This window comes from Paenibacillus sp. MAH-35 (assembly GCF_058135425.1).
Window position 1 is genome coordinate 185,795 of the sequence record NZ_JBYUPU010000001.1, and the last position, 20,896, is coordinate 206,690.

Consider the following 20,896-nt stretch of genomic DNA (forward strand, 5'->3'; position numbering starts at 1 on the left):
CGACATCGAATATGGAATTCAGCCGGAACTTCCGGTGCTCACGTAGCTGTCACTACGCTCCGCTCCTCATTTCCTAGCTTCATCCCATCTTCTCGGTGCTGAAAACCGGACTTTTTGAACACTTACGTATACTATATGCTCACAGGGCCCCCAAACTCGCGGGCGGATCTCCGGGGTTTTACGATTCGTTCGATAGTTCTCCTTCTGTCGAATCGCCGATATGCTGGGACAACTGCTCGACGAACAGAGCGGCGGCCAGCGACAACGACTGCTGCGGAGCCGAGACGACCCCGATCGAGCGGGCTGGAATCGGTTCGCGGGTGCGAATCTCAAGCAGAGCTCCCGATTCCAGTTCTTTGCTGACGAAATCGCGGGTGACGAAGGCGATACCCATATTTTTGACGGCGAATTCGACGAGCAGATCGACGCTGCTCAGCTCGATATCCGGCTCCAGGCTTAACCCGTGCGTCTGCAGGTACGAGTGGAAAAAGGAACGCGTCCGGCTCCCCGCCGACAACAGGACGAACGGCTCCCGCACGAGCTCGTGCAGCGAGACCGGGGACGAGGCGAGATGAGCATAGGCTTGTCCGGCGACGAAGCAGTCCTGAATGCCGCGGCGGGCGGCAACGAGCGAGTCTTCCCGGGCCGGCAGGTGGATCATGCCGCAATCAATCGCGCCTGCGGCCAGACGCGTCATGATTTCTTCGCTTTTGCCATGCGACAAGATGATCCGGATGCCGGGCCTCCCGCTTCGGAACGATTCGAGGAAAGGCAGCAAATAATGCTTGCACAACGAATCGCTTGCGCCGAGCCGGACGATGCCCGACATATACGATTTCATTTCTCCGATTTTCCGTTCTCCGGCCTGCAGCAGTCCGAACGCTTGCTCCACGAACCGGTGAAGCACGCGTCCTTCCTCCGTCACTTCGACCCCTTTCGACCGGCGGACGAGCAGCTTCACACCGAGCTGCTCTTCGAGCTGCCGGATCGCATAGCTGGCGCTCGGCTGCGTCATGTACAACTCCTCCGCCGCTTTCGTTATGCTTCCGAGCCGGACGGCCAGCTCAAACACTTTATACTGATCGATAGCACTCATGATATAGAACACCTCTATGACAAATATCCATAACATCAATTTTTCATTTATCATACTCCTCTTTATAATCAAACACAATGACAACGCGCCGAATGCTGTAGCGAATTCTGGAGAGCGGGGACGGGAAACGGGATCGGCGCGTCTGTCCCATTACACATGGGAAGGATGAGTGGGCATGAATCATACAGATGGGGATATGGAGGCGAGATCGCCGTGGTCCGGGCTGCAGGGAGTGGTAGAAGCGGAGCTTCATCCGCCTGTCGGGCCTGTCCATCAGCCGGAATGGATCGTCGCCGGCAGCAAAAGCGTCACGAACCGGGTGTTTCTTATGGCCGCCATGGCGGACGGGAGCTCGGTAATCGGCAATGCGCTGCGAAGCGACGATACGTACTGGTGTCTGGACGCTTTGCGCCGGCTTGGCGTAAAGGCGGATATAACCGGGGAGGACATCCGGATCGGGGGAACGGGAGGGGCGTGGCCTAACCGCAAGGCCGATTTGTATGCGGGAGCGGCGGGAACGGTCGCCCGTTTTTTGCCCGGCCTTCTGGCTGGCGATGAGGGCGGCCTGTGGCGGATGGAAGGCAGCCGTAGTCTTCGGGAACGGCCGATCGCGCCGCTCGTTACGGCACTGAGCGCGATGGGGGCGGAGATCCGGTACGCGGATGAAGAGGGCAAGCTTCCGATTGAGATTGCAGGGAAACGTCTGAGAGGCGGGGCGGTTTCCTTGTCCGGGTCCGTCTCCAGCCAATTTCTGAGCGGCGTGCTGCTAGCGAGCCCTTATGCGGCTGAAGAGACCGAAATCGTCGTGCCGGACGGCATCGTGCAGCACGCTTATGTCCGCATTACGATCGAGCTTATGGAGCATTTCGGAGTACCGGTAACGCACGGGGACCGCTTCGACCGCTTCGTGGTCCGGCCCCGGCGGTACAGAGGGCAGACGTTATCGATCGAAGCGGACGCCTCGACCGCTTGTTATCCGCTGGCCTTTGCCGCCCTGACCGGAGGTTATATCCGGATCGCCAATCTCGATCCCCGTACCCGCCAGCCGGATATCGGGTTTGCCGAATTGCTTCGGCGGATGGGCTGCCGGGTCGGCCTGGACGGCGGAGCGGTGGAGCTCTGGGGCGCTCCGCGTCTGCGCGGCGGATTCGAGATCAGCATGAAGGAGATGTCCGATCAGGCGATGACGCTGGCTGCGATCGCGCCGTTTGCCGATGCGCCGATCACGATTACCGGCGTCGCTCATATCCGGACTCACGAATGCGACCGGATCGCAGCGATCTGCGAATCGCTCGGCAAGCTGGGCATCCGGGTCGACGAGCGCGAAGACGGTATGACGATTCATCCGGGAATTCCGTCTGCGGCCGTACTTCCGACGTACGACGACCACCGGGTGGCGATGTCGCTCGCTTTGATCGGCGCCAGGGTTCCGGGCATCCGGCTGCTCGATCCGGGCTGCGTGTCCAAGACGTGCCCGACGTTTTTTGACGATATGAGCCGTCTGGGGCTGCAGGTCCGTCTCCATTCCGTGCGATAAAACGCCTAATAACTCCCGGTTAAAGTGCCGTTAAAGAGCGCCAATCCCATGGGTCCTGGCGTGTACTTTGCTGTCACCGAGGAGCTTGTCCTTTCACCGATGAGGGCGGGCTGCATATACAAAAGCATAGGAAACTGGCAAATCCGGCGGGCGGTTGCGCAGCAGCGAAGAGGGAAGGTCCCGAGGAAGACGGGGGAGGCCGGCTTGCCGCACCAGCGTGAAACTCCCGGAACGGTGCTCGGCGTCACATGAAGGGGGGGGTATGCCGCATTAATGTATCGATGCACGGATAAGCCTTTCGTCGGAACGGCGGACACCGGAAGAGCAGCGCTCTCCCGGTGTCCGGATTCGGTATGGCCCGGCAATTCGCGTGAAGACCGGAGGACGGCCTGCCGCTTTTTGCCGGGAACGTGTCAGGAGAGTCCGGTGCGCTCCGATTCGAGCAAATATTTGGCGTAACCGATCGGGTTGGAATACGTCATCTGAAACATATCCGGCATATTGCCTTTTTGAAAGCTGTACCTCAAATCCCTCCCATTACATTCAATGAACATGGGAAAACCGAACTCCGTCAAGCCGACGTCGAGGCCGATATCCGCCAGATGGGTCAAATGCTCGCTCAACTGCCTCGCGACACGGATCGAGAAGTCGCACAGATCGCGCTGAACGATGCCGGGGTTCAACTGCGGATACGGCTCCAGCACCTCCTTCAGCGTACGGACGACTCCGCCTTGCGCTACGTTGGTGCGGAAGGCGCCTAGTTTGGCGACTTTGGCGGCAATACCGCTTACTTGCCACTCCCCGGTTTCGTTACGCTGCACGGTTACGCGCAGGTCGAACGGTTTGCCGTGGTAGGTGGCGAGCGGCAGCAGTTGCTGGACGAGATAAGGCCGCGCCTTCAGCTTGCGCCGGGCAATCGCAGGGAGCCGCTGCTTGAAGGCGATCGCCTTGCCGCTGCGGGTGGCGCCGTGGAGCAGCCAGCCGTGTGCGGTACGCTCCAGCTTCATAATGCCCATGCCGATGCTGCTGCTGTTCGGCTTCAGGATAAGCAGCGGATACGCCGCCATCATTTCTTTGATCACGGCCGAGGTCGCTTCGCGGGTCACCGGCAAGTGCGGACGGAGAGACGGGGACATCATGAGCAGTTGGTGAATATACCCTTTTCCGTAACGGTTCCACTCGTTAAATATGAACTTGCCGTCCTGAACGAGCTCCTGGATCGCGCGTTTTGGACGTTTCTTCGTGTACAGCGTCCGGTTGTGAATGACGTTCGGAACCGGGATCGTGATCCGTTTGTATCCGGTCTGCGTATTCACATAAGCGCTGACGACAGGCTGTCCGGGACGAATGTCCCTCAGCCGGAAAAAGCAAGGCGTAACTCCGTGAAGCCTGCCGGCCTGTTCGTAATGGGGCAGCGATTCATGATACATGCGTCCGCTGGGTATGCGCCGGTACCATGCATCGCCCACAAGTATGCCCACAAAGGGTTTGTTCATGGCTGCTCCTTCACCTCCCGTAATACCGTATGCTTCCGGAAGGCCCGCGGTCTGGACGAGTGCTGTGCCGGGCGGAACTTTTTGTACGCGAACGCCTTGTCCACGCTTTCGTGCTGTGCTGGCCATACGCTCGTGCGGCGGTCGCACCGCGATAGCATCGCAATTGCGTTGCTATTGTCCCGTGATTGCATGCGATTCATTCTGCGTTCAATTTCTCGCGTGTGCTGATGCGTCGGAGACGGCGCTTGACGTACGGCTATAATACGGTGCACCCGGCTTCGGCGGGGATGTATATTTGGTCGAAGCCTCCATACACTAATCGGGCTTGGACCAAGCAGAAAGGGAGTGAACCCTATGAGCCGCAATCAGGCGAACAACAACGGCAAGCGGAGCCAGCCGGGCAACCGGAGAGATTCCGAGACGGCGCAAGCGGGAACGTCGAAAGAGAAATAAGGTTCGAAGTTATGTTTTATTACTGAACGCGACGTAATGCATGCTTATGTTTCGGGTAATGCCTGCTTAGCGGCAGGCATTTGCTCGTTGAGGTCCTTATTTGCAGAGAAAGCCTGCTCCCATGAAGGGGATTGTAAGCGCTTGCTCATTTGGCGCCGATGGGAGGCAAATTGCTGCCGGTCCGATGCATGTACCCGTTGGGGCGCCCCGTTGCCTTTATGAGGTAACTCTTGCGGCTGACCGGCAGCGGAAAATTACTACGGACCTGTACAGAGAACTCTTTGCGGAACGTCCGGTTTGATGAAACGGGCTAAAACAGGAAGTGGAGAGCTTGCGCCCTCCAATGAAGATTTCAGTTCTCTGCTGTACAGCCTTAAATTCTTCACCGAACCAAACCCAACCGTATTTGCTCCCCTTTCGAGTGTTCAAGAATGTGCCAAGCCTGGATTGGGATTTGCTTTTTGGGCTCGATTATGGTGAATTTAGATGGAGGTTCCATTTATCAAGACCCCGCAATATCCGATCACGACATCACGACTGCGGGCGGCTGCTACTTATCCGACTTGAAACGCCGCTGTTGCCCATGCATATTCGGGATCTTCCTGCGTCCCGTCCTTGTAGGTGGCAATCAAAGCCCACCTGTCCTTGCCTGAGCTATTCGGATAGGAAGCATGATACAACAAATCGTGAAAAATGATCGCATCCCCCCGGAATGCCGCCAGATCGACAATGTCTTGATCGGAGATATCCGCATCATCAAGCCGATTTTGAAAGCCGAGTCCGTCCGTTGTATCCCCGCCGTGGCGAGCCGCGCCCAGCAGGTGCGAACCGGGAACGACTCTCAGGCAGCCGTTCTCCGGTGAAGCGTCGTCAAGCGCAATCCATACGGATATTTTATGGCTCCCTTTCCAATAAGGATAATCTTGATGCCAAGGCGAACCGAAGTCGACGGAAGCGTTTTTGAATACGAGCTTGTCGTTCATAAATATGACTTGCTCCCCGATAATTTGTTTCAATGCGGCGACCAGCACCGGATGGGCAACGGCTTGTTTGAAAATCGGGCTGGCAGCGGTCATTCCTAAATATACGCCTTCCTTGCGTACGTCCCTTTGCTGCAGAATACCGCGTGCAGTTTCTTTATACAGGCCCACTTCTTCTTCCGTAAATAATCCTTTAATCATGTAATAACCGGTTCGTTCGAACTGTTCTTTGGCAAGTCCCGTCATGACGGACATCCTCCTTCAGGTGACAGTCAGATTTGTATTTGCTGTCTTATCACCAAGTTAACCCGATATCGGGCAATAAGAAAATGCACGGAATCCGATATTTTGTGTCTTGTTCCGCACTTCATGACAGGATAGCCTGCCCGAATCAAATGCGTGCACAAAATCCCGTTTTCCCTGCCTTTTAAAGACGGGCACAACTTGGTATAGTACGATTGACAATTTACAGGGAAGGGGGCGTAAACGATGCCGCCCGAGTGGATTCATTCCTCGTTCGAATTCGGAGCGATCCGGCTCGTAACGTCCGGCGATTTTGTCGTGAAACCGGGTTGGGTGTACGGTCCGGTCTGTCATCGGAATTATCAAATCGTCTACTTTCCGACAGGTACCGAAACCCGGTACGTATGGGTGGACAAATCGATCGTCTTGAACAAGCCATGCGTCATCATTACGCCGCCCGGCGAAACGCATAGTTATGAATTTGACAAATCCCAGCCCGTCCGCCATCTCTTCATCACATTTTATGGGGATGACGGGGCCGTTGAATATCCGAAGTTGCCGAAGCTAAACGAATCCGTCTGCCTGAATTCTGTAGAAGAGACGTTCGTGCCGCATTTAATCAAGCAGATCCTTTTCTTGGCGCACAAGAAAGTATACCTGTGGGAAGAGCGGTGCAAGCTGCTGCTCGTTTCCGCATTGGCGGAGCTGGAAGGCTTGAAGGGCATGCGTCCAGCCGGATCGGCGGCCATCTCCGACACGAAAAACTCCTGGCCCGTATTGAAGGCGCTGGACTATATCGACCGGAACTTGAAGGAGACGATTACGATCGCGCAGCTTGCTCGCGAAGCGGGATGGAGCCACGAGCATTTCACCCGCAAATTTGTCCAATACATGGGGATGTCTCCGCAGAAAGCGATCGTCAAGCGGAGAATCGAGCGGGCCTGTCAACTGCTCGTTTATGAGAAGTGGAACATTTCCGAGATTGCTTATGCCGTCGGTTTTCAAAACGTCCATTACTTTTACCGGACTTTTATGAAGGTAACGGGGATGACGGCTACGCAGTATCGCAAAAAATTTTCCTCGCCTCATCTAAAGCATTTGGCGCCGGTTACCGGATTGGAAGCTTCCTATCCGTTAAATCAATACTTCCGCTATTCCTGATCGCATCTTCTGTCCAATATTCCGGCAATGTGGTATGATTTTATATAAATGAAATAGTTATATCACATGAAGGGTAAAAGTGAAACGATATGATGCACAACTCGAAACAGAAACAGAGCCGTACTACGTTCAAAGAAAGATTGGACCACATGGTCAAGACGCTGAGGCATGACATCGCCGCCGGCAAATACCAAATTGGCGAGTACCTTCCTTCGGAAGCCAATCTGGTCGACATGTTTTCCTTGAGCATCAATTCCGTGAGGAAAGGACTGAACCAATTAGTTGCGGAAGGGATTATCGTCAAAAAAATGAAAGTGGGCAATATGGTGGTCAAGGCCCCGGGTTCGGAATGTGTGACGATTACGTTCGGGTATCATCTCAGTATGGATGGAATCGCCGACATCAGCTGCTTGATAAGCGAATTTGAAGCGAGGCACCCCCATATTAAAGTGGTTCCGGTTCAATTGTCGATTTTGAATTATAACGAGATCGTCAAAAATTATATGAACAACGATATGTTGGATGTAGTAACGATCAGGGAAACGGAACTGCAAACCTATGAGGAGCGGGGCGAGCTGGATTTGCTGGAGCCTTCGGAAGTTAACTCCGGGGCGTACCCGTTCTTGCTGGATACGTTTTCGCGCGAAGATGTTTTATACGCATGCCCGTTCGTGTTTTCCCCGGTGATTCTATGCTACAATCGCGAACATTTCTTGGGAAAAGATTTGCCCGAACCGGACAGCAGCTGGAGCTGGGACGACCTGATCCGCGTAACGTCGCAATTGTCCGAGCCGCCCGGACGATACGGGTTTTATTTCAATTATTTGTCCGAGCATCGCTGGCCGATATTTTTACTGCAAAGCGGGAAGCCGGATACGACGAGTTGGATAGATGCCGCTCGGCTATGTAAATCGATTCTTGCAAACCGACAGCTTTTTCCGCTGTATGCGGAAGAACATGATATAGATGCGATGTCTTTATTTCTGGAAGAAAAAGTGTCCGTCATTATGACGACTTACTTCAATTTGAACCTTTTGAAAAACGCGCGGTTTTCATTCGATATTGCCCCGCTTCCCCATCAAAACGAACAAAAAACGATGATGCTCGCGGTCGGGCTTGCCGTAAATCGATGGTCCAGGAAGAAAGTGGCGGCACAGGAGCTCGTTCATTTTTTGACGTCGGCGGAAGCGCAGCACCATATCCGCAAACGCACTTTGAGCATTCCCGGATTGAAAAAAGCGGCGGAGTGGACTGGAGAAGAAGACATATATCGTCCGTCCCGTTATACGATGTACCGGGAAATCATCCCGACATTCCGGACGCTTGCGGACTTGCGGTTGAGCGCGGACGAGCTCCGTCAACTGCAAAGGGAATTGAAGTTGTACTGGTCGGACATTGCAGACGAAGCGGCTTTGTCCGAATTCGTCGAACAAATGCTTTAAAATCCACGAGCAAGAGGCAACCAGAAAAAACCGTCGGTTCGAATCGACGGTTATTTTTGCTTTCCGTTACACTCAAACTTCGTGCCGGATCATAAAGGATTATTTGTCACCTTGTGACAACTTCTTGATGTGAAATAGAAAATCATATTGACGAATGTATTGGTATTGAATTACTATTTATATGAAATAGAAATGAAATACATCTTGTGACTAGACATCATTTGCTGCACATAAGGGCTAAGTTCGGATGAGGTGAAGGAGGTTGTCGACAAAGTGAATCTAACGTTTTATTGCTCGGAGCAAAACGATTTATTCCGGTTGCTGATCGGGCAGGAAAGGCATTGTCCTCGCTTCGGCGACATCGACGCCGCACTCGAGCATGCGCGGCCCGGAAGCGGCGTATTGCTGCTGGCCGACGCGTATCCGAAGGCGGAACTGGAGCTGGATGAGCGGCATTTGCGCCTCATTCGCGACAAGCGGCTGCGTGTTTATGCAGAATACCCTTTAAGCTTGCCTGGGCTGGACATAGGCTCGCCCCGGCAAGCTTTATGGGAGAGAGGAGTCGTATCTTCCGAGCGATTCGCACCTGATGTGGGAGTGTTATCTATTTTGGCTATGCACGGTTGCTGGTTTCTTCCTGTCCGTAGTTCGGGGTTGACGCCGCATCTCGTACTGGCGCGGATCGCAGGTTACGACAAGGCCGTATTCGGGCTGCCGCCGGAAGAAGCGGGAGAGACGCATCCGCTTTTGTTCGATTTGCCGGATACGAACGTTTTGGCAGGGGCCAGCAAGCTGAGCCATTTCGTAACAGGCAGGTACGGACCGATGGCTGCGTGGCAGTCGATCTGGCGCGGTATATTGGCCTGGCTCGACCCGGAGAGCCCAGTGCTGCTGCTGCAGTGGAAGCCGGATGTCGCGGTCCGTTTCGGCAAACGGGAGGCGGTGCCCCCCTCATACGAAACGGATGCACTGGAGCTGTCGTTTCGTTGGTTCGAGCAGCACGTGTTGTTCAGTACGGAAAAAGGTAAAGGAGCGATGGAAGGCTATGTGTCACACATCGACCATCAAGGCCGGCAGATGCGGCTCGTCTCCTCTCCCCGCGCCGATTGCGCCGCCGAGAGCGCAATGGTGTTCGCTTACGATGCGGTGTTGAACGGCAATCCCGCCTCGCGGAAGACGGCCGAACAAATCATGAATTACGTCTGGTCCGCACCCGCCTTCCTGCACGATCGCAAGGACAGCCCGGCATATGGGCTTGCGAATTGGTACGACCGCGGTCCGATCTTCTATGGAGATGATAATGCGCGCGTGCTTCTCGCCGGGCTGGCTGTCAGCCGGCTGCTCGGCGACGAGCGGTGGGATGACCATTTGCTGCGCTGCTTGTTGGCCAATTGGCGAACAGCGGGCTCGAGCGGTTTCCGCAGAAACTTTTTACGGTATCCCGAATCGTTTCCGGATGGACGCGGATGGCAGCATTACAAGAGCGAGGACTTTATCAGCTGCGCTCCGCACTACCAGTCTTACTTATGGGCCTGCTATATTTGGGGGTACGCGTTAACCGGCTACGAGCCGCTGCTTGCGACAGCCAAACAAGCGATTCGGATCACGATGGAAGCATACCCGGACGGCTGGACATGGACGAACGGGCTTACTCAGGAAATAGCCAGAATGCTGCTTCCGTTATCGTTTCTGGTAAGCGTCGAAGATACGCCCGAGCATCGAGGCTGGCTCGAGCGGATGAGCGGCGAGCTGCTGCGGCAGATGCAGCCGTGTGGTGCCATTGCGGAGAAGATCGGAGCGCTTGAGAACGGCAAGTATCCTCCGCCCCAATCCAACGAAGCTTACGGAACGGGAGAGGCTGCTCTTCTCCAGAACGACGGCGATCCGGTGTGCGATCTGCTGTATACGGCGAATTTCGCCTTTCTCGGCTTTCATGAAGCGGCGGAGGTAAACGAGCAGCTTAAGACGGCGGAAGATCGGCTGGCCGATTTTTTATGCCGGATTCAGTTAAGCTCCGACAAGCATCCGTATTTGCACGGCGCCTGGATGCGCAGCTTCGACTACCGTTTATGGGAATATTGGGGAAGCTCGGCCGATCTCGGCTGGGGAGCCTGGTGCGTGGAATCGGGCTGGACGAACGCCTGGATCGCGGCGGTGATGGCTATGCGGCAGACGGGACAACGACTGTTCGATTTGTCGGCGAAGGACAGGTGGCAGCGGCGTTTGCCCGCCTTGCTGGAAGAAATGGGTTTAGAGCAGGCGCTGTGAGCGATAGAAGGGAAACCGATTTAAGCTGGTAAATACGGATTTCAAATCGTAATGCTTGGCGGAGTTCTAGCGCATACAGCTTGCAGCGGAGCGGGGACGATAAGCTTCACGGTGGAGGAGAGAATACGGTGGAACTGAAAATCGCCATACTGCCGGACCTGGTCGTACAACGAAAATTGTTTGACGCAACTCATCGCAAACAGCTCGAGTCGATTGGCGATGTTATCTATAATCGAACGGAAGGCATGCCTTCTCCGGAAACGCTCAAAGATACTATCGCCGGGGCGGATCTGGCCGTAACGTCTTGGGGCTGCACCCCATTAACAAAAGAGATATTGGACCGGGCTCCGCGCCTCCGGGCAGTCGTCCACGCGGCCGGCACGGTAAAGCCGGTCGTGACGCCGGAGCTGTGGAGCCGGGGAATCCGGGTGGCCAGCTGCAACGATTCATTGGCCGTCGGCGTGGCGGAATCGGCGCTTGCCCTTACAATCGCTTCGCTGAAAAATATGTGGCGATTGTCGCAGATTACTCGCGAGGGGGGATGGGGACAAGGGAGAGAGCTCGTTCGCGAATTGTATGGGATTACCGTCGGCGTCATCGGCGCGGGGAAAGCCGGGCGGCACTACATTCGGCTTCTGCGTCAATTTTCCGTCGACATCCTCGTCTACGATCCATTTAGTACGGCGGAGGAGATCGCCCGCATCGGAGCGGTGAAGGCCGAGCTGAATGAGCTGCTGGCGGCAAGCGATGTCGTATCGCTTCATGCCCCATCTATACCGTCGACGTATCATTTGATCAATCACGAGCGGCTGCTGATGATGAAAGACGACGCGATCCTGATCAATACGGCGCGAGGGTCAATCGTGGACGAAGCGGCGCTAGTCGAACAATTGCAAAAAGGCCGTCTATTCGCTTGTCTGGATGTCACGGCGCCCGAGCCTCCGGCGCCCGACCATCCGTTTCGCAGTCTGCCCAACTGCATAGTAACTCCGCATATCGCCGGCGCGGTCAATAACGGGATCAAGCGGTTAGGGCAATTCGCCGTAGAAGAGCTGGGACGGCTTGTAAGAGGAGTGCCGCTGCTCGGCGAAGTGAAACCCGAGCAATTGGAAACGCTGGCTTGAAGAAGACGAATCCGACTCTGCCCGGCCGGTACATATGCCGGCCGGACGGAGAAAACGATAGGGGGAAACGAGCAAAATGAAAACGGTTACTTTAGTCCTGCTTTTCGTCATGTTGCCTTTTACGATGCTCCTAGCGGCATGCGGCAACGGGACGGGAGGCGATACCGGGAACAAGGAGATCAGCGCGGAGACGGAAGGGAAGGATACTCCGGAGAAACTGGCGAAGAAAGCGGCCGAAGATCAGGTGGAGCTCGTATTCGCCTCGTCCAGCGGGGCGACGGCGGAACAATTCATGGAGCAGCTAGGCGGCAACGAAATCCGCAAGAAGTTCCCGAACTATACAATCACATTTGTGAACGGCGCCGTACAAAACTTGATTACGGCCAACCAAACGATCGACATTTTCCTCAGCTCCGTCGGGCTCACTCCCGCTACGCTCCTGTCGTACGGCTTGCAGAGCGATATAAGCGATTTGATAAAAAAGTACAATTACAACTTGTCCCGGCTTGAACCGTCAACCGTCGATATTCAGCGGGAGCTGGCAAACGGGGGAATTTACGGGCTTCCTGTGAATACGATTTCCGGCGCCTTGTTCTACAACAAAGATTTGTTCGATCGTTTTGGAACCGCTTACCCGAGAGACGGGATGACTTGGGACGAATTGTACGATCTCGCGAAGAAAATGACCCGCACGGAAGGCGGAGTCAACTATCGGGGCCTGACGTTCGCTTTCCAGCACATGATGTTCTTAAACCAGTATTCCGCACCGCACCTCGATCCGAAAACGAATAAAGCGCTGTTTACACAGGACAACTTCGTGCGGGCGTTCGAAAACATGGCCAGATTTTATAAAATCCCTGGAAACGGGCTGCCCAACCATACCTTTTCGCTGCCGGACCAGCAAAATCCGTTCTTCAAGGAGCAGACGATCGCCATGCTGATGACGTTGAGCGGTGGAGGCGCGGGCTTCGGGAATATGAACTGGGACATGGTGCAATTGCCGTTCCTGCCGGATAAGTCAGGAATCGGGCCGCAGTCTTACCCCGCCTACTACTACATTACGAGCATGAGCAAAAAACGGGATGCCGCGTTCCAGGTGCTCGCCTACGTGACATCGGACGAATTTCAAGAGTGGCAGGCCAAAGGCGGAACCCCTTCGATCTTGAAGGATCAAAGCAAGGTTATGCAAAACTTCGGAGTCAATCAGCCGCTCTACAAAGGAAAAAATATGAAGGCGATCTTGCCCGTGAAGTTCGCGGCTCCAACGATGAAGACGAGGTATCAAGGCATCGCGGACAAAGAAGTGCTGACGGCTCTGGGCGAATACAGCGCAGGTAAAGATATCAACAGCGCATTGAGAGAAGCCGCGGAACGGGCAGACAAGTTAATTGCCGCAGAAGTTGGCAAATAAATCGAGCCTTTGTGTGAGGAAAAAGGCGATTGCGGGCTGCAGAGCTTCTCGAAGCGAAGGCGCATGATTTCATTGATCAAGGAGGAGTCGACCTATGAAACAAAACGAGTCCGAAGTGAAAATCAGCAGGAGAAAATTGCTCGGTGCGGCAAGCACCGCCGCGGTTACAGGGTTAATGTTCGGCAGCGGCGTAGGATTTGCCCGGCAGGGAAGCGGCGTGACCGCAAGCGTCTATGGGAATGCGTCCGGCGACTGTTGTCCTTATCCGAACGCAATCCTTGTAACCTGTTTCGGGGCGACAGGCGACGGCTCGACGGATGACACGGCGGCGATTCAATCGGCGATCGACGCTGCCGCAGCAGGCTCGACCGTTTATTTCCCGAGTGGTACGTATATAGTCACGTCTTTGACGATCGGCAAGTCAATCCGTTTCCTCAGCTACGATAGCGCGACAATCAAGTTTAAGAATTCGCTCGGACAAAGAACCGTCATGTTCGATATCCAAACAAACGGAATCGATGTTTCTTTCGAAAACATGATTTTTGACGGGAATAAGGACAATCAAATTGCGCCGGATCAACTGAATCGGCTGTATTATCGCATCGTATACTGGTCGGCCCGGGATCGTGCTTACGTCAACGACAAGTCTTTTCTCTCCGTACGGAAGTGCAAATTTTTAAATACGCCTTCGAATGCCATCTTTTTAATCGGTTATGACGATGCGGACAAAGCGGACGTCGATCAATCGTTGCTTGTCAAGATCGAAGACAACTATTTCGAGAAAGGATACGAAAACGCCCCGGGCCATTTGGACACTAGCGTGATTGCCATCAGCGGCAACTGCAACGGCATCGTATCGGATAACACGTTCATTAAAAACGAGCCCATTTCGATGTATGGACTCGGGGCTATTACGATCACTACGGCAGACATCGCGGTCGAGGTATTTTCCAGTCTGGTCATTCGCAATAATCTTTTTAAACATTACGGCCGTCAAACGACGACGGGAGTCGGCCCGATCGGCGTAATCGATTTTTATGCATCCTGCGAAAAACTGCTTATTGACGGAAATCGTTTCGTCGACTCCTACTATGCTGCGATCAAGGGGAAAACCAATTCGCGGAATTGCATCGTCACAAATAATTGTATTGAAGGTGCCCTCATCAATGAGAAATCCATAATCAAATCGTTCGGCATATCGATTGGAAGAGGGACGTACTTCGGAATATACGACAAATACACCATATCTAACAATATAATTAAAAAGATTTACGGGAACGGGATCGAGGTTATCGGTTCCAATGCGGCCTTCTCTCCGGCCCCGGTGGGAAAAATAAAAGATGTCCTGGTGACGGGGAATTCCGTAGAGGTGATTGCAGAGCCGGGAACCGCGTCTTACGGCGTGCTGGTCCAGCATTTCGAAAATGCGGTTATATCGCATAATATTCTCAAGAATAACGATCGCGCGATATATTGCAGTGATTGCAAGGTCGGTGCCGTCATTACGAATAACGAATTGTTCGATACGAAAAAAATATTTATTATTTTCCAAGGCTTTAATAACGGAGAGACCGGATATCCGGATTATAACGCCGATCTTATCGTCTCGAACAATCTGATGCGTACGACGATCGAACCGGATAACTTGAAATTTTGGTGTTTCTATTTCGAGAAGTTGAGCAATGTTGCTTCAACGGGTAATGTCGTTCGAATTTCGGGATCGACTGCAGCGGAAAATTTTATGCGGACGGGTGCTAGTATATTAGGAAATCTGTCCGTTCATCAAAATCTGGTGCAGGGAGCCGTATCCGCCTATTTTGCGGTTATATCCGGAACTGTGACGCAAACGCAAAATCTTCATAACGGAGTTATCGTCCCTTAATTGTTAAACCAATTCTTGCACTTCGGTCCGATCCTGGCGAATATCGCTCTATCATTGTTTTCTAGTGCATCCGGCGGCGTGATGGTAAGATGTAGCTATTCGCTATATTACAGCCGGAGGTTCTGCGCATGGCAAGGTTTTGGAAAAGCGAGAATAGGAAAAGTCGAAGCTGGCGTCTAACGGCAGCTCTCCTGCTGACAGGATTGCTGGCCGCGTATACTGCCGGCTGCGGCCCGGAATCCGCGAAGGAAAGCGGCGCGGGCGGCGAGCCGGCCAAGCAGCAGACGGAACTGCTCGTATCGGCGGCGGCCAGCCTGACCGATGCGCTGAACGAGCTTAAGAACGTGTATGAACGCAGCCATCCGGCAGTCAAGCTGACGTTTAATTTCGGCGCTTCCGGAGCGCTGCAGCAGCAGATCGAGCAGGGGGCGCCGGCGGATCTGTTTCTGTCTGCGGCCGTGAAAAACATGCAGACGCTGCTCGATAAACAGTTGATCGACGAGAATAACCAGCAGGCGATTTTGCGCAATGAGCTAGTGGTGGTCGTGCCGAATGACGACAAAGGGGAGTGGCGCGCCGCGGTCGATCTGGCGGCGTCCAAGGTCAAACGGATCGCCATCGGCATTCCCGAAAGCGTGCCGGCGGGAAGCTACGCCAAGGAAGCGCTCACCTTCGCGAAGCTGTGGGAGGTGCTGGAGCCGAAGCTCGTTCAGGCCAAGGATGTGCGCCAGGTGCTCTCCTATGTCGAGACCGGCAATGCCGACGCGGGCTTCGTCTACAAAACGGACGCGATGTCCTCGCAGAAGGTGAAGGTCGCCTTCACCGTCGATCCCTCGACCTATACGCCCGCCCTGTACCCGGCAGGAGTCGTCAAAACAACCCGGCATCCGGAGTTAAGCCGGGAGCTGTTCCGGTTTTTGCAGACGAAGGAAGCGGCTGACATTTTCAGCAAATACGGATTCAGCCCAGCCGCCCCCGGAACATGAGCGGTCTATCGCAGGAGCAGTTTCTCGCACCGATCGTCCTGTCGCTGCAAGTGTCGCTCCTCTCCGGCGTCTTCGTATTTTTCGCAGCGGCCGCGGTTGCGAAGGGGATGAGCCGTGCCCGGTTCCCCGGCAAAACGGCGGTGGAGACGCTGCTTCTGCTGCCTCTGGTGCTTCCGCCCACTGTTGTCGGATTCGTGCTGCTTCTCGGTCTCGGCCGAAGAAGCTGGCTGGGTCGCATGGCGGAATGGCTGTTCGATCAGACGATCGTATTCACTTGGCAGGCGGCGGTAATCGCCGCTTGCGTCGTAGCCTTCCCGCTCGTTTATCAGACGATGAAAACCGGCTTCGCCTCGGTCGATCCGGATCTGGAGGATGCGGCGCGTTCGATGGGCGGCGGAGAATGGCACGTATTCTGGTACATCACGCTGCCGCTTGCCCGGCGCGCCCTGGTGACCGCCTTCGTGCTCGGCTTTGCCCGCGGGCTCGGGGAGTTCGGGGCGACGCTGATGATTGCGGGCAATATCCCCGGACGGACACAGACGGTTCCGACAGCCATCTATGTAGCGGTCGAGAGCGGCAATATGACGCTGGCCTGGCTGTGGACCGGCTCGATTATCGTTATTTCGTATGCGCTGCTTTTGTTCGTCTCCTGGAAAAAGGACGGATGAAGCGGCTGTCCGGACAGCAAACCGATTGGCGGAAGCGTTTATCCGCCGGTCGGTTTTTTGCGGTTAGGCAAGAAAGGACGGGGAGAGCGCGTTTCCCCGATGTCAGCCCGCGAAATGTCTGCATATAGTATAGAGTCCGATAGGCGGGTAACCCGCTTGGTTCGGCCGCACCATCAGTCCGGCAGGAGGGATGCCATATGCCGTCGCTCCGAATTATCGTCGATTTGTCCGACCGGAAGCTTCATCTTCTGGAGAACGATATCGTCATACGCACGTATCCCGTCGGAATCGGGAAGATGCTGACAACCACTCCCACCGGCGAATACAAGATAATCAACAAGGAGCCTAATCCGGGCGGCCCTTACGGCGCTTATTGGCTGGGGCTTTCCCGCAAACATTACGGTATCCACGGAACGAACGATCCTTCCTCCATCGGCGGCCAAGTGTCGAAGGGCTGCATCCGCATGTACAACCGGGACGTTCTCGAGCTGGCCCGCCAAGTAGGCGTCGGGACGCCCGTTACGATTCGTGCTTAACGCTGCCCGCGGCCGCACGACGTAAATTCGATCGTATTCCAAATCAGCTGTACGGAACATCCCCGTACGTGCAATCGCAGAAGGAGGTGGGGGACGTGTCCCGGTTACGCGTCGCGATCGTTACACCCGGATCATTCGTCATCCCGTCAGGCAAGAGTAGCTCGGTCGAGCTTACTGTCATGCAGATCGGAGAACGCCTGAAGCAGCAGTCGGACGTTTGGATATTCGGCAAAAAAATGGGGAAGCGGCCGGCCCGCGAGACGATCCAGGAGATTCTTTTCGTACGTACAGCCGCCAAACCGTATATCCGTCACATTTGCCTGGCGCTGAAGCGCGAGCAGCCGGACGTCATTCAGGTGGAAAACCGGCCGAGGTATGCGAAATACGTAAAGCGGCTGTTCCCGCAAAAACCTGTCGTCCTGTCGCTTCATTCCACCGTTTTTATTTCCAGACCGCATATCAGCTTGCCGTCGCTGCGAGCCTGCCTGAGAGCTGTGGATGCGATCGTGGTAAACAGCCAGTTTCTCAAAGACAAGGTCGCCGCCATGGACCCGTCCTCGGACTCGAAAATAGTCGTGAACCATCTGGGAGTCGATACCGGCCGGTTCGTCTCCAAGTGGACCGAAGGGGAGCGCGGCAAACGGGAGGAGATGCTGGAGAAGCTCGGACTGGCAGGGAAAAAAATCGTGCTGTATGTCGGCCGCTTCATTCCTAAAAAGGGCGTCCACCATCTGCTCGCGGCCATGCCCGCCATTACCGCGCTCGAGCCGGATGCGGTTTTGCTGCTCGTCGGCGGAGCTTATTACGGCTCCAACCGGAAGACGGCGTATGTGCGCAAGCTTCACAAGATGGCGTCGATCATCAAATCGAACGTCCGCTTCGTCCCGTTCGTGCCGCATGGCGAAATCGCCGACTGGTTCCGGCTGGCTGACGTCGTCGTCGTTCCTTCCGCGAGGCAGGAGGCGTTCGGCCTTGTCAACGTAGAAGCGATGGCGTCCGGAGTGCCGGTTGTCGCCACCGCCGTCGGAGGCATGACCGAGATTATCCAGCACGAGCAATCCGGACTTCTCGTTACGTCTGCCCATATCTCGGTAGGACTCGCAGAGAATATCTGCTCGGTGCTCGCCGATCCCGGTTATGCGCAAAAGCTGGGCGAGAACGGCCTGAGCCGCGTGCGCGAACGGTTCACATGGGAGCATTCGGCCGACCGGTTGCTCGAGCTGTACCGGAAGCTGGACGGCCCCAAGACGTGAGGGCTCCCGCGCCGGTTGCGGCTCATACCCGGGAGCGCGGCCCGGAAGAGAGACGGTTGCCGGATCGGGTTCGTCCGGATCGAACCGCCGGCGAGCCGGAGCGGGTCGCGTGAAAGACGGCGATAGAAAGCGGAAGAAACCAAGAAAAGCGCAGCGGACTTCCATAGAGCCGGAGCGCTTTTTGAGTTCCTCTAAGACTCCGATTGAGAGGATGATCGTTCGATAGAGGAAGATTCGTTTCCGCTAATCTCTTGATTTGACGAGAATTAGCCCGATTAGCTGCAAATAGCGGCAGCAATTGTTCCGCTAACCCCCCACAGACGGCTGCATACGCGAGATAACGGAAGTAAAACTTCCGCTGGCAAGCCAGATCGCCGAGAAAGTCCACCGCCGAACCCCGCCGAAGCAGCTTTCCAAGCCAGAAGCCCCACCGCCGCCCCCCGCCAGCCGCGTACTTATTACTCTACAACTTCTCCAGCTCCTTCAGCACAATCTCCCGGCGTTCCTGAATGTAGCTGCGGAATACGTCCGGCTCGGAGGCGAAGGTCCGGTAGGGCCACTTCCGGTTGCTGTCGCGATACATATAGGAAGAGATGCGTTGATGCATATTTTCGACGACCGGCATAATCCGGGTTGTCGTAAAGGAGGTGCTCATTAGCTGTTCGAGCAGCTCGCGGTACCGGCTGCGGACGGGCTTTTGTTCGAGCAGCGCTTCGGTCAGCTGGTTGTAGCCCGTGATCCGCACCAAGTTGGCGGAGCAGCGCTCTCCGTAACAATTCCTCCCCCAAGTCCCTTCGTAGTCCCACGGAATGATGCGATATTTGCCGGTAGGCGCATGTTCGTACAAGGCATAGTTTTGGTCGAAGCCGTCATAATTGCCCGTCAGCACGGCACCGGCGAGCCAGCGCAAGTAATTGTCGGAATCCAGCCTGCGCTTCAGATACGCCGGGCGGCTTTTTTGGAGCTTGTTGATGTTGTGCACGAACCGTTTCAGTTTCGTACGGTCGGCGTCGGAGCCGATGACGAGCCGGTATCCTTCGAACAGCGTGCGCTTCCTCTTGCGGGTGTCCGGACTGATCAAGGAGAAGTTGGCGCTGTCGTTGTCGGCGTACACGAGCGAGCGGACCTTGATTTTCCTGCGCCGGAAAAACTTGCGGTTAACCGCTTCGATCAGCAGGTAGACGCCTTCGTTAACACCGTTTATATATAGCTCGCAGTGGCGGGTTAACGGGCTCGGCACCCCGATCGTTTGAAAAAAATGAAAAGACATTGCGTTGCGCATCATCGAAGGATCGTCATATTCGGCATTAAAATGATACGTAATATCGCCGATCCGGACCTCGTACGATTTTTTCGGGTAGTTGCGCGTATGTCCGCCGCGATACCGGATACGGACCGCAAACGGCTTCCCTTTGAAATGAAGGCGGGCGTTAACGAAGGTGCCGTCCCATATATGTTTCTTCATCATTTTCGTTTCGTAAGCGCCTAGGTCGAACTTGTACACGGGCAATGCCATAACATCCGGTCCGCCTTTCCTGATAAGCAACAGCCTACCTGATCAGGTAGGCTGTTGTGGGATACTTTATGCGGAGGATACGTGGCGTGCGACGGCATATGCCCGGTTATCGGTTGCTGGATGACGCGGCTGGCACCTGGTCCAAGCTCTGCATGCGTGCTTGGAAGAGTGAAGCCCGTCTAGCAGCGTTTTTTCTTTTTGACAGGGCGTCTGACAACTTTCCGGCACGGCTTGCAGCACTTTTTGGGGCTCGCTTTCCGTTTGCCGTGGGTGCGGTGGCCTCCGGTCAAGCTGCCGAAACTATGATGGGCGCCTTCGGTGCGCCGGCCGTGGGAATGATGCTCTTCTCCGGCATGCTGGCCATGAGAGTGATGGGCGCCGCCGGTGCGGCTGCCGAGCGTGCGATCGCCGCCCGTACGCTTGCCGTGCGAATGGTGAGCGCCGCCGGTACGATGGCCCTGGGAATGATGGGCACCGCCAGAACGATGGGGATTGCATGCCCCAAAGGAAGGATTCCAACCGAACACAAAATCGGACACTTTTGTTTGATCAGACATCTTCGTTTTTCCTCCCCTCTATCTGATTCGATATTAATGTATACTCGTCCAGAAGGTTTGGTTCTAGTTACGGGCGTAATTCTTGCAAAAATAGGAAGATAGCCTGATAGGCGGCGCTATGAAGGCCGACAAGCCGATTCGGCCCGGAAACCGGGACACGCGCCTTCCCTCGTATAACGTTCCACCCCTTCCGGATGCGGTCCGGGAAGCTGGGCGCTTATCTAAATCGCCGGGCGAATGTGACCTGTGCCCATATCGGTGCATATGTTACAGATGACTACTCCTGG

Annotated in this window: 16 protein-coding genes; 11 read left to right on the forward strand and 5 right to left on the reverse strand. The window is 55.1% G+C overall.

Annotated features, from left to right (window positions below; genetic code table 11):
• Nucleotides 1–178 precede the first annotated feature (178 nt).
• On the reverse strand, nt 179–1,096 hold the full coding sequence (locus tag AC3Y2E_RS00720) for a LysR family transcriptional regulator (RefSeq protein ID WP_379206113.1): 918 nt from the start codon (nt 1,094–1,096) through the stop codon (nt 179–181).
• A gap of 175 nt (nt 1,097–1,271) precedes the next feature.
• On the opposite strand from AC3Y2E_RS00720, the gene aroA reads away from it, so the two are divergent.
• The gene (gene aroA / locus AC3Y2E_RS00725; protein WP_379206115.1) at nt 1,272–2,633 is read left to right on the forward strand and encodes a 3-phosphoshikimate 1-carboxyvinyltransferase; all 1,362 of its coding nucleotides are present in this window, start codon (nt 1,272–1,274) and stop codon (nt 2,631–2,633) included.
• Between the two features lie 413 nt (nt 2,634–3,046).
• Here the strand turns inward: aroA and AC3Y2E_RS00730 are convergent, their stop codons facing one another.
• Both AC3Y2E_RS00730 and AC3Y2E_RS00735 read right to left on the reverse strand, forming a co-directional pair.
• Nucleotides 3,047–4,129 carry a YheC/YheD family endospore coat-associated protein gene (locus AC3Y2E_RS00730; RefSeq protein WP_379206118.1) on the reverse strand — a complete coding sequence of 361 codons (1,083 nt, stop codon included), beginning with the start codon at nt 4,127–4,129 and terminating at the stop codon, nt 3,047–3,049.
• A 1,007-nt stretch (nt 4,130–5,136) separates the two neighbouring features.
• Nucleotides 5,137–5,808: a phytanoyl-CoA dioxygenase family protein gene (locus AC3Y2E_RS00735; protein WP_379206120.1), complete on the reverse strand. Its 672-nt coding sequence runs from the start codon at nt 5,806–5,808 to the stop codon at nt 5,137–5,139.
• A gap of 243 nt (nt 5,809–6,051) precedes the next feature.
• On the opposite strand from AC3Y2E_RS00735, the gene AC3Y2E_RS00740 reads away from it, so the two are divergent.
• The 10 genes from AC3Y2E_RS00740 (at nt 6,052) to AC3Y2E_RS00785 (ending at nt 18,536) form a co-directional block, all read left to right on the forward strand.
• Nucleotides 6,052–6,966, forward strand: coding sequence for a helix-turn-helix domain-containing protein (locus AC3Y2E_RS00740; RefSeq protein ID WP_379206122.1), 915 nt, complete (start codon nt 6,052–6,054; stop codon nt 6,964–6,966).
• Nucleotides 6,967–7,115: 149 nt separating this feature from the next.
• Nucleotides 7,116–8,408, forward strand: a complete 1,293-nt coding sequence (locus AC3Y2E_RS00745; protein WP_379206124.1) for an extracellular solute-binding protein — start codon at nt 7,116–7,118, stop codon at nt 8,406–8,408.
• Nucleotides 8,409–8,681: 273 nt separating this feature from the next.
• A complete protein-coding gene (locus AC3Y2E_RS00750; protein WP_379206126.1) occupies nt 8,682–10,676 on the forward strand; it encodes a hypothetical protein in 1,995 nt (664 codons plus the stop codon).
• 128 nt (nt 10,677–10,804) lie between these two features.
• The gene (locus AC3Y2E_RS00755) at nt 10,805–11,800 is read left to right on the forward strand and encodes a hydroxyacid dehydrogenase (RefSeq protein ID WP_379206128.1); all 996 of its coding nucleotides are present in this window, start codon (nt 10,805–10,807) and stop codon (nt 11,798–11,800) included.
• 76 nt (nt 11,801–11,876) lie between these two features.
• On the forward strand, nt 11,877–13,211 hold the full coding sequence (locus AC3Y2E_RS00760) for an ABC transporter substrate-binding protein (RefSeq protein WP_379206130.1): 1,335 nt from the start codon (nt 11,877–11,879) through the stop codon (nt 13,209–13,211).
• Nucleotides 13,212–13,305: 94 nt separating this feature from the next.
• A complete protein-coding gene (locus AC3Y2E_RS00765; protein WP_379206132.1) occupies nt 13,306–15,093 on the forward strand; it encodes a glycosyl hydrolase family 28-related protein in 1,788 nt (595 codons plus the stop codon).
• 128 nt (nt 15,094–15,221) lie between these two features.
• The gene (gene modA / locus AC3Y2E_RS00770) at nt 15,222–16,079 is read left to right on the forward strand and encodes a molybdate ABC transporter substrate-binding protein (protein WP_379206134.1); all 858 of its coding nucleotides are present in this window, start codon (nt 15,222–15,224) and stop codon (nt 16,077–16,079) included.
• Nucleotides 16,076–16,747: a molybdate ABC transporter permease subunit gene (gene modB / locus AC3Y2E_RS00775; RefSeq protein WP_379206136.1), complete on the forward strand. Its 672-nt coding sequence runs from the start codon at nt 16,076–16,078 to the stop codon at nt 16,745–16,747. Before modA ends, modB begins: the two co-directional genes overlap by 4 nt.
• A gap of 197 nt (nt 16,748–16,944) precedes the next feature.
• Nucleotides 16,945–17,283: a L,D-transpeptidase gene (locus tag AC3Y2E_RS00780; protein ID WP_379206138.1), complete on the forward strand. Its 339-nt coding sequence runs from the start codon at nt 16,945–16,947 to the stop codon at nt 17,281–17,283.
• Between the two features lie 95 nt (nt 17,284–17,378).
• The gene (locus AC3Y2E_RS00785; protein ID WP_379206140.1) at nt 17,379–18,536 is read left to right on the forward strand and encodes a glycosyltransferase family 4 protein; all 1,158 of its coding nucleotides are present in this window, start codon (nt 17,379–17,381) and stop codon (nt 18,534–18,536) included.
• Between the two features lie 463 nt (nt 18,537–18,999).
• On the opposite strand, the gene AC3Y2E_RS00790 is transcribed toward AC3Y2E_RS00785, so the two are convergent.
• Nucleotides 19,000–20,052 (reverse strand): CotH kinase family protein, encoded by a 1,053-nt coding sequence (locus tag AC3Y2E_RS00790; RefSeq protein ID WP_379206142.1) that lies wholly within the window; start codon nt 20,050–20,052, stop codon nt 19,000–19,002.
• A gap of 179 nt (nt 20,053–20,231) precedes the next feature.
• On the reverse strand, nt 20,232–20,609 hold the full coding sequence (locus AC3Y2E_RS00795; protein ID WP_332075420.1) for a hypothetical protein: 378 nt from the start codon (nt 20,607–20,609) through the stop codon (nt 20,232–20,234).
• Nucleotides 20,610–20,896: the final 287 nt, after the last annotated feature.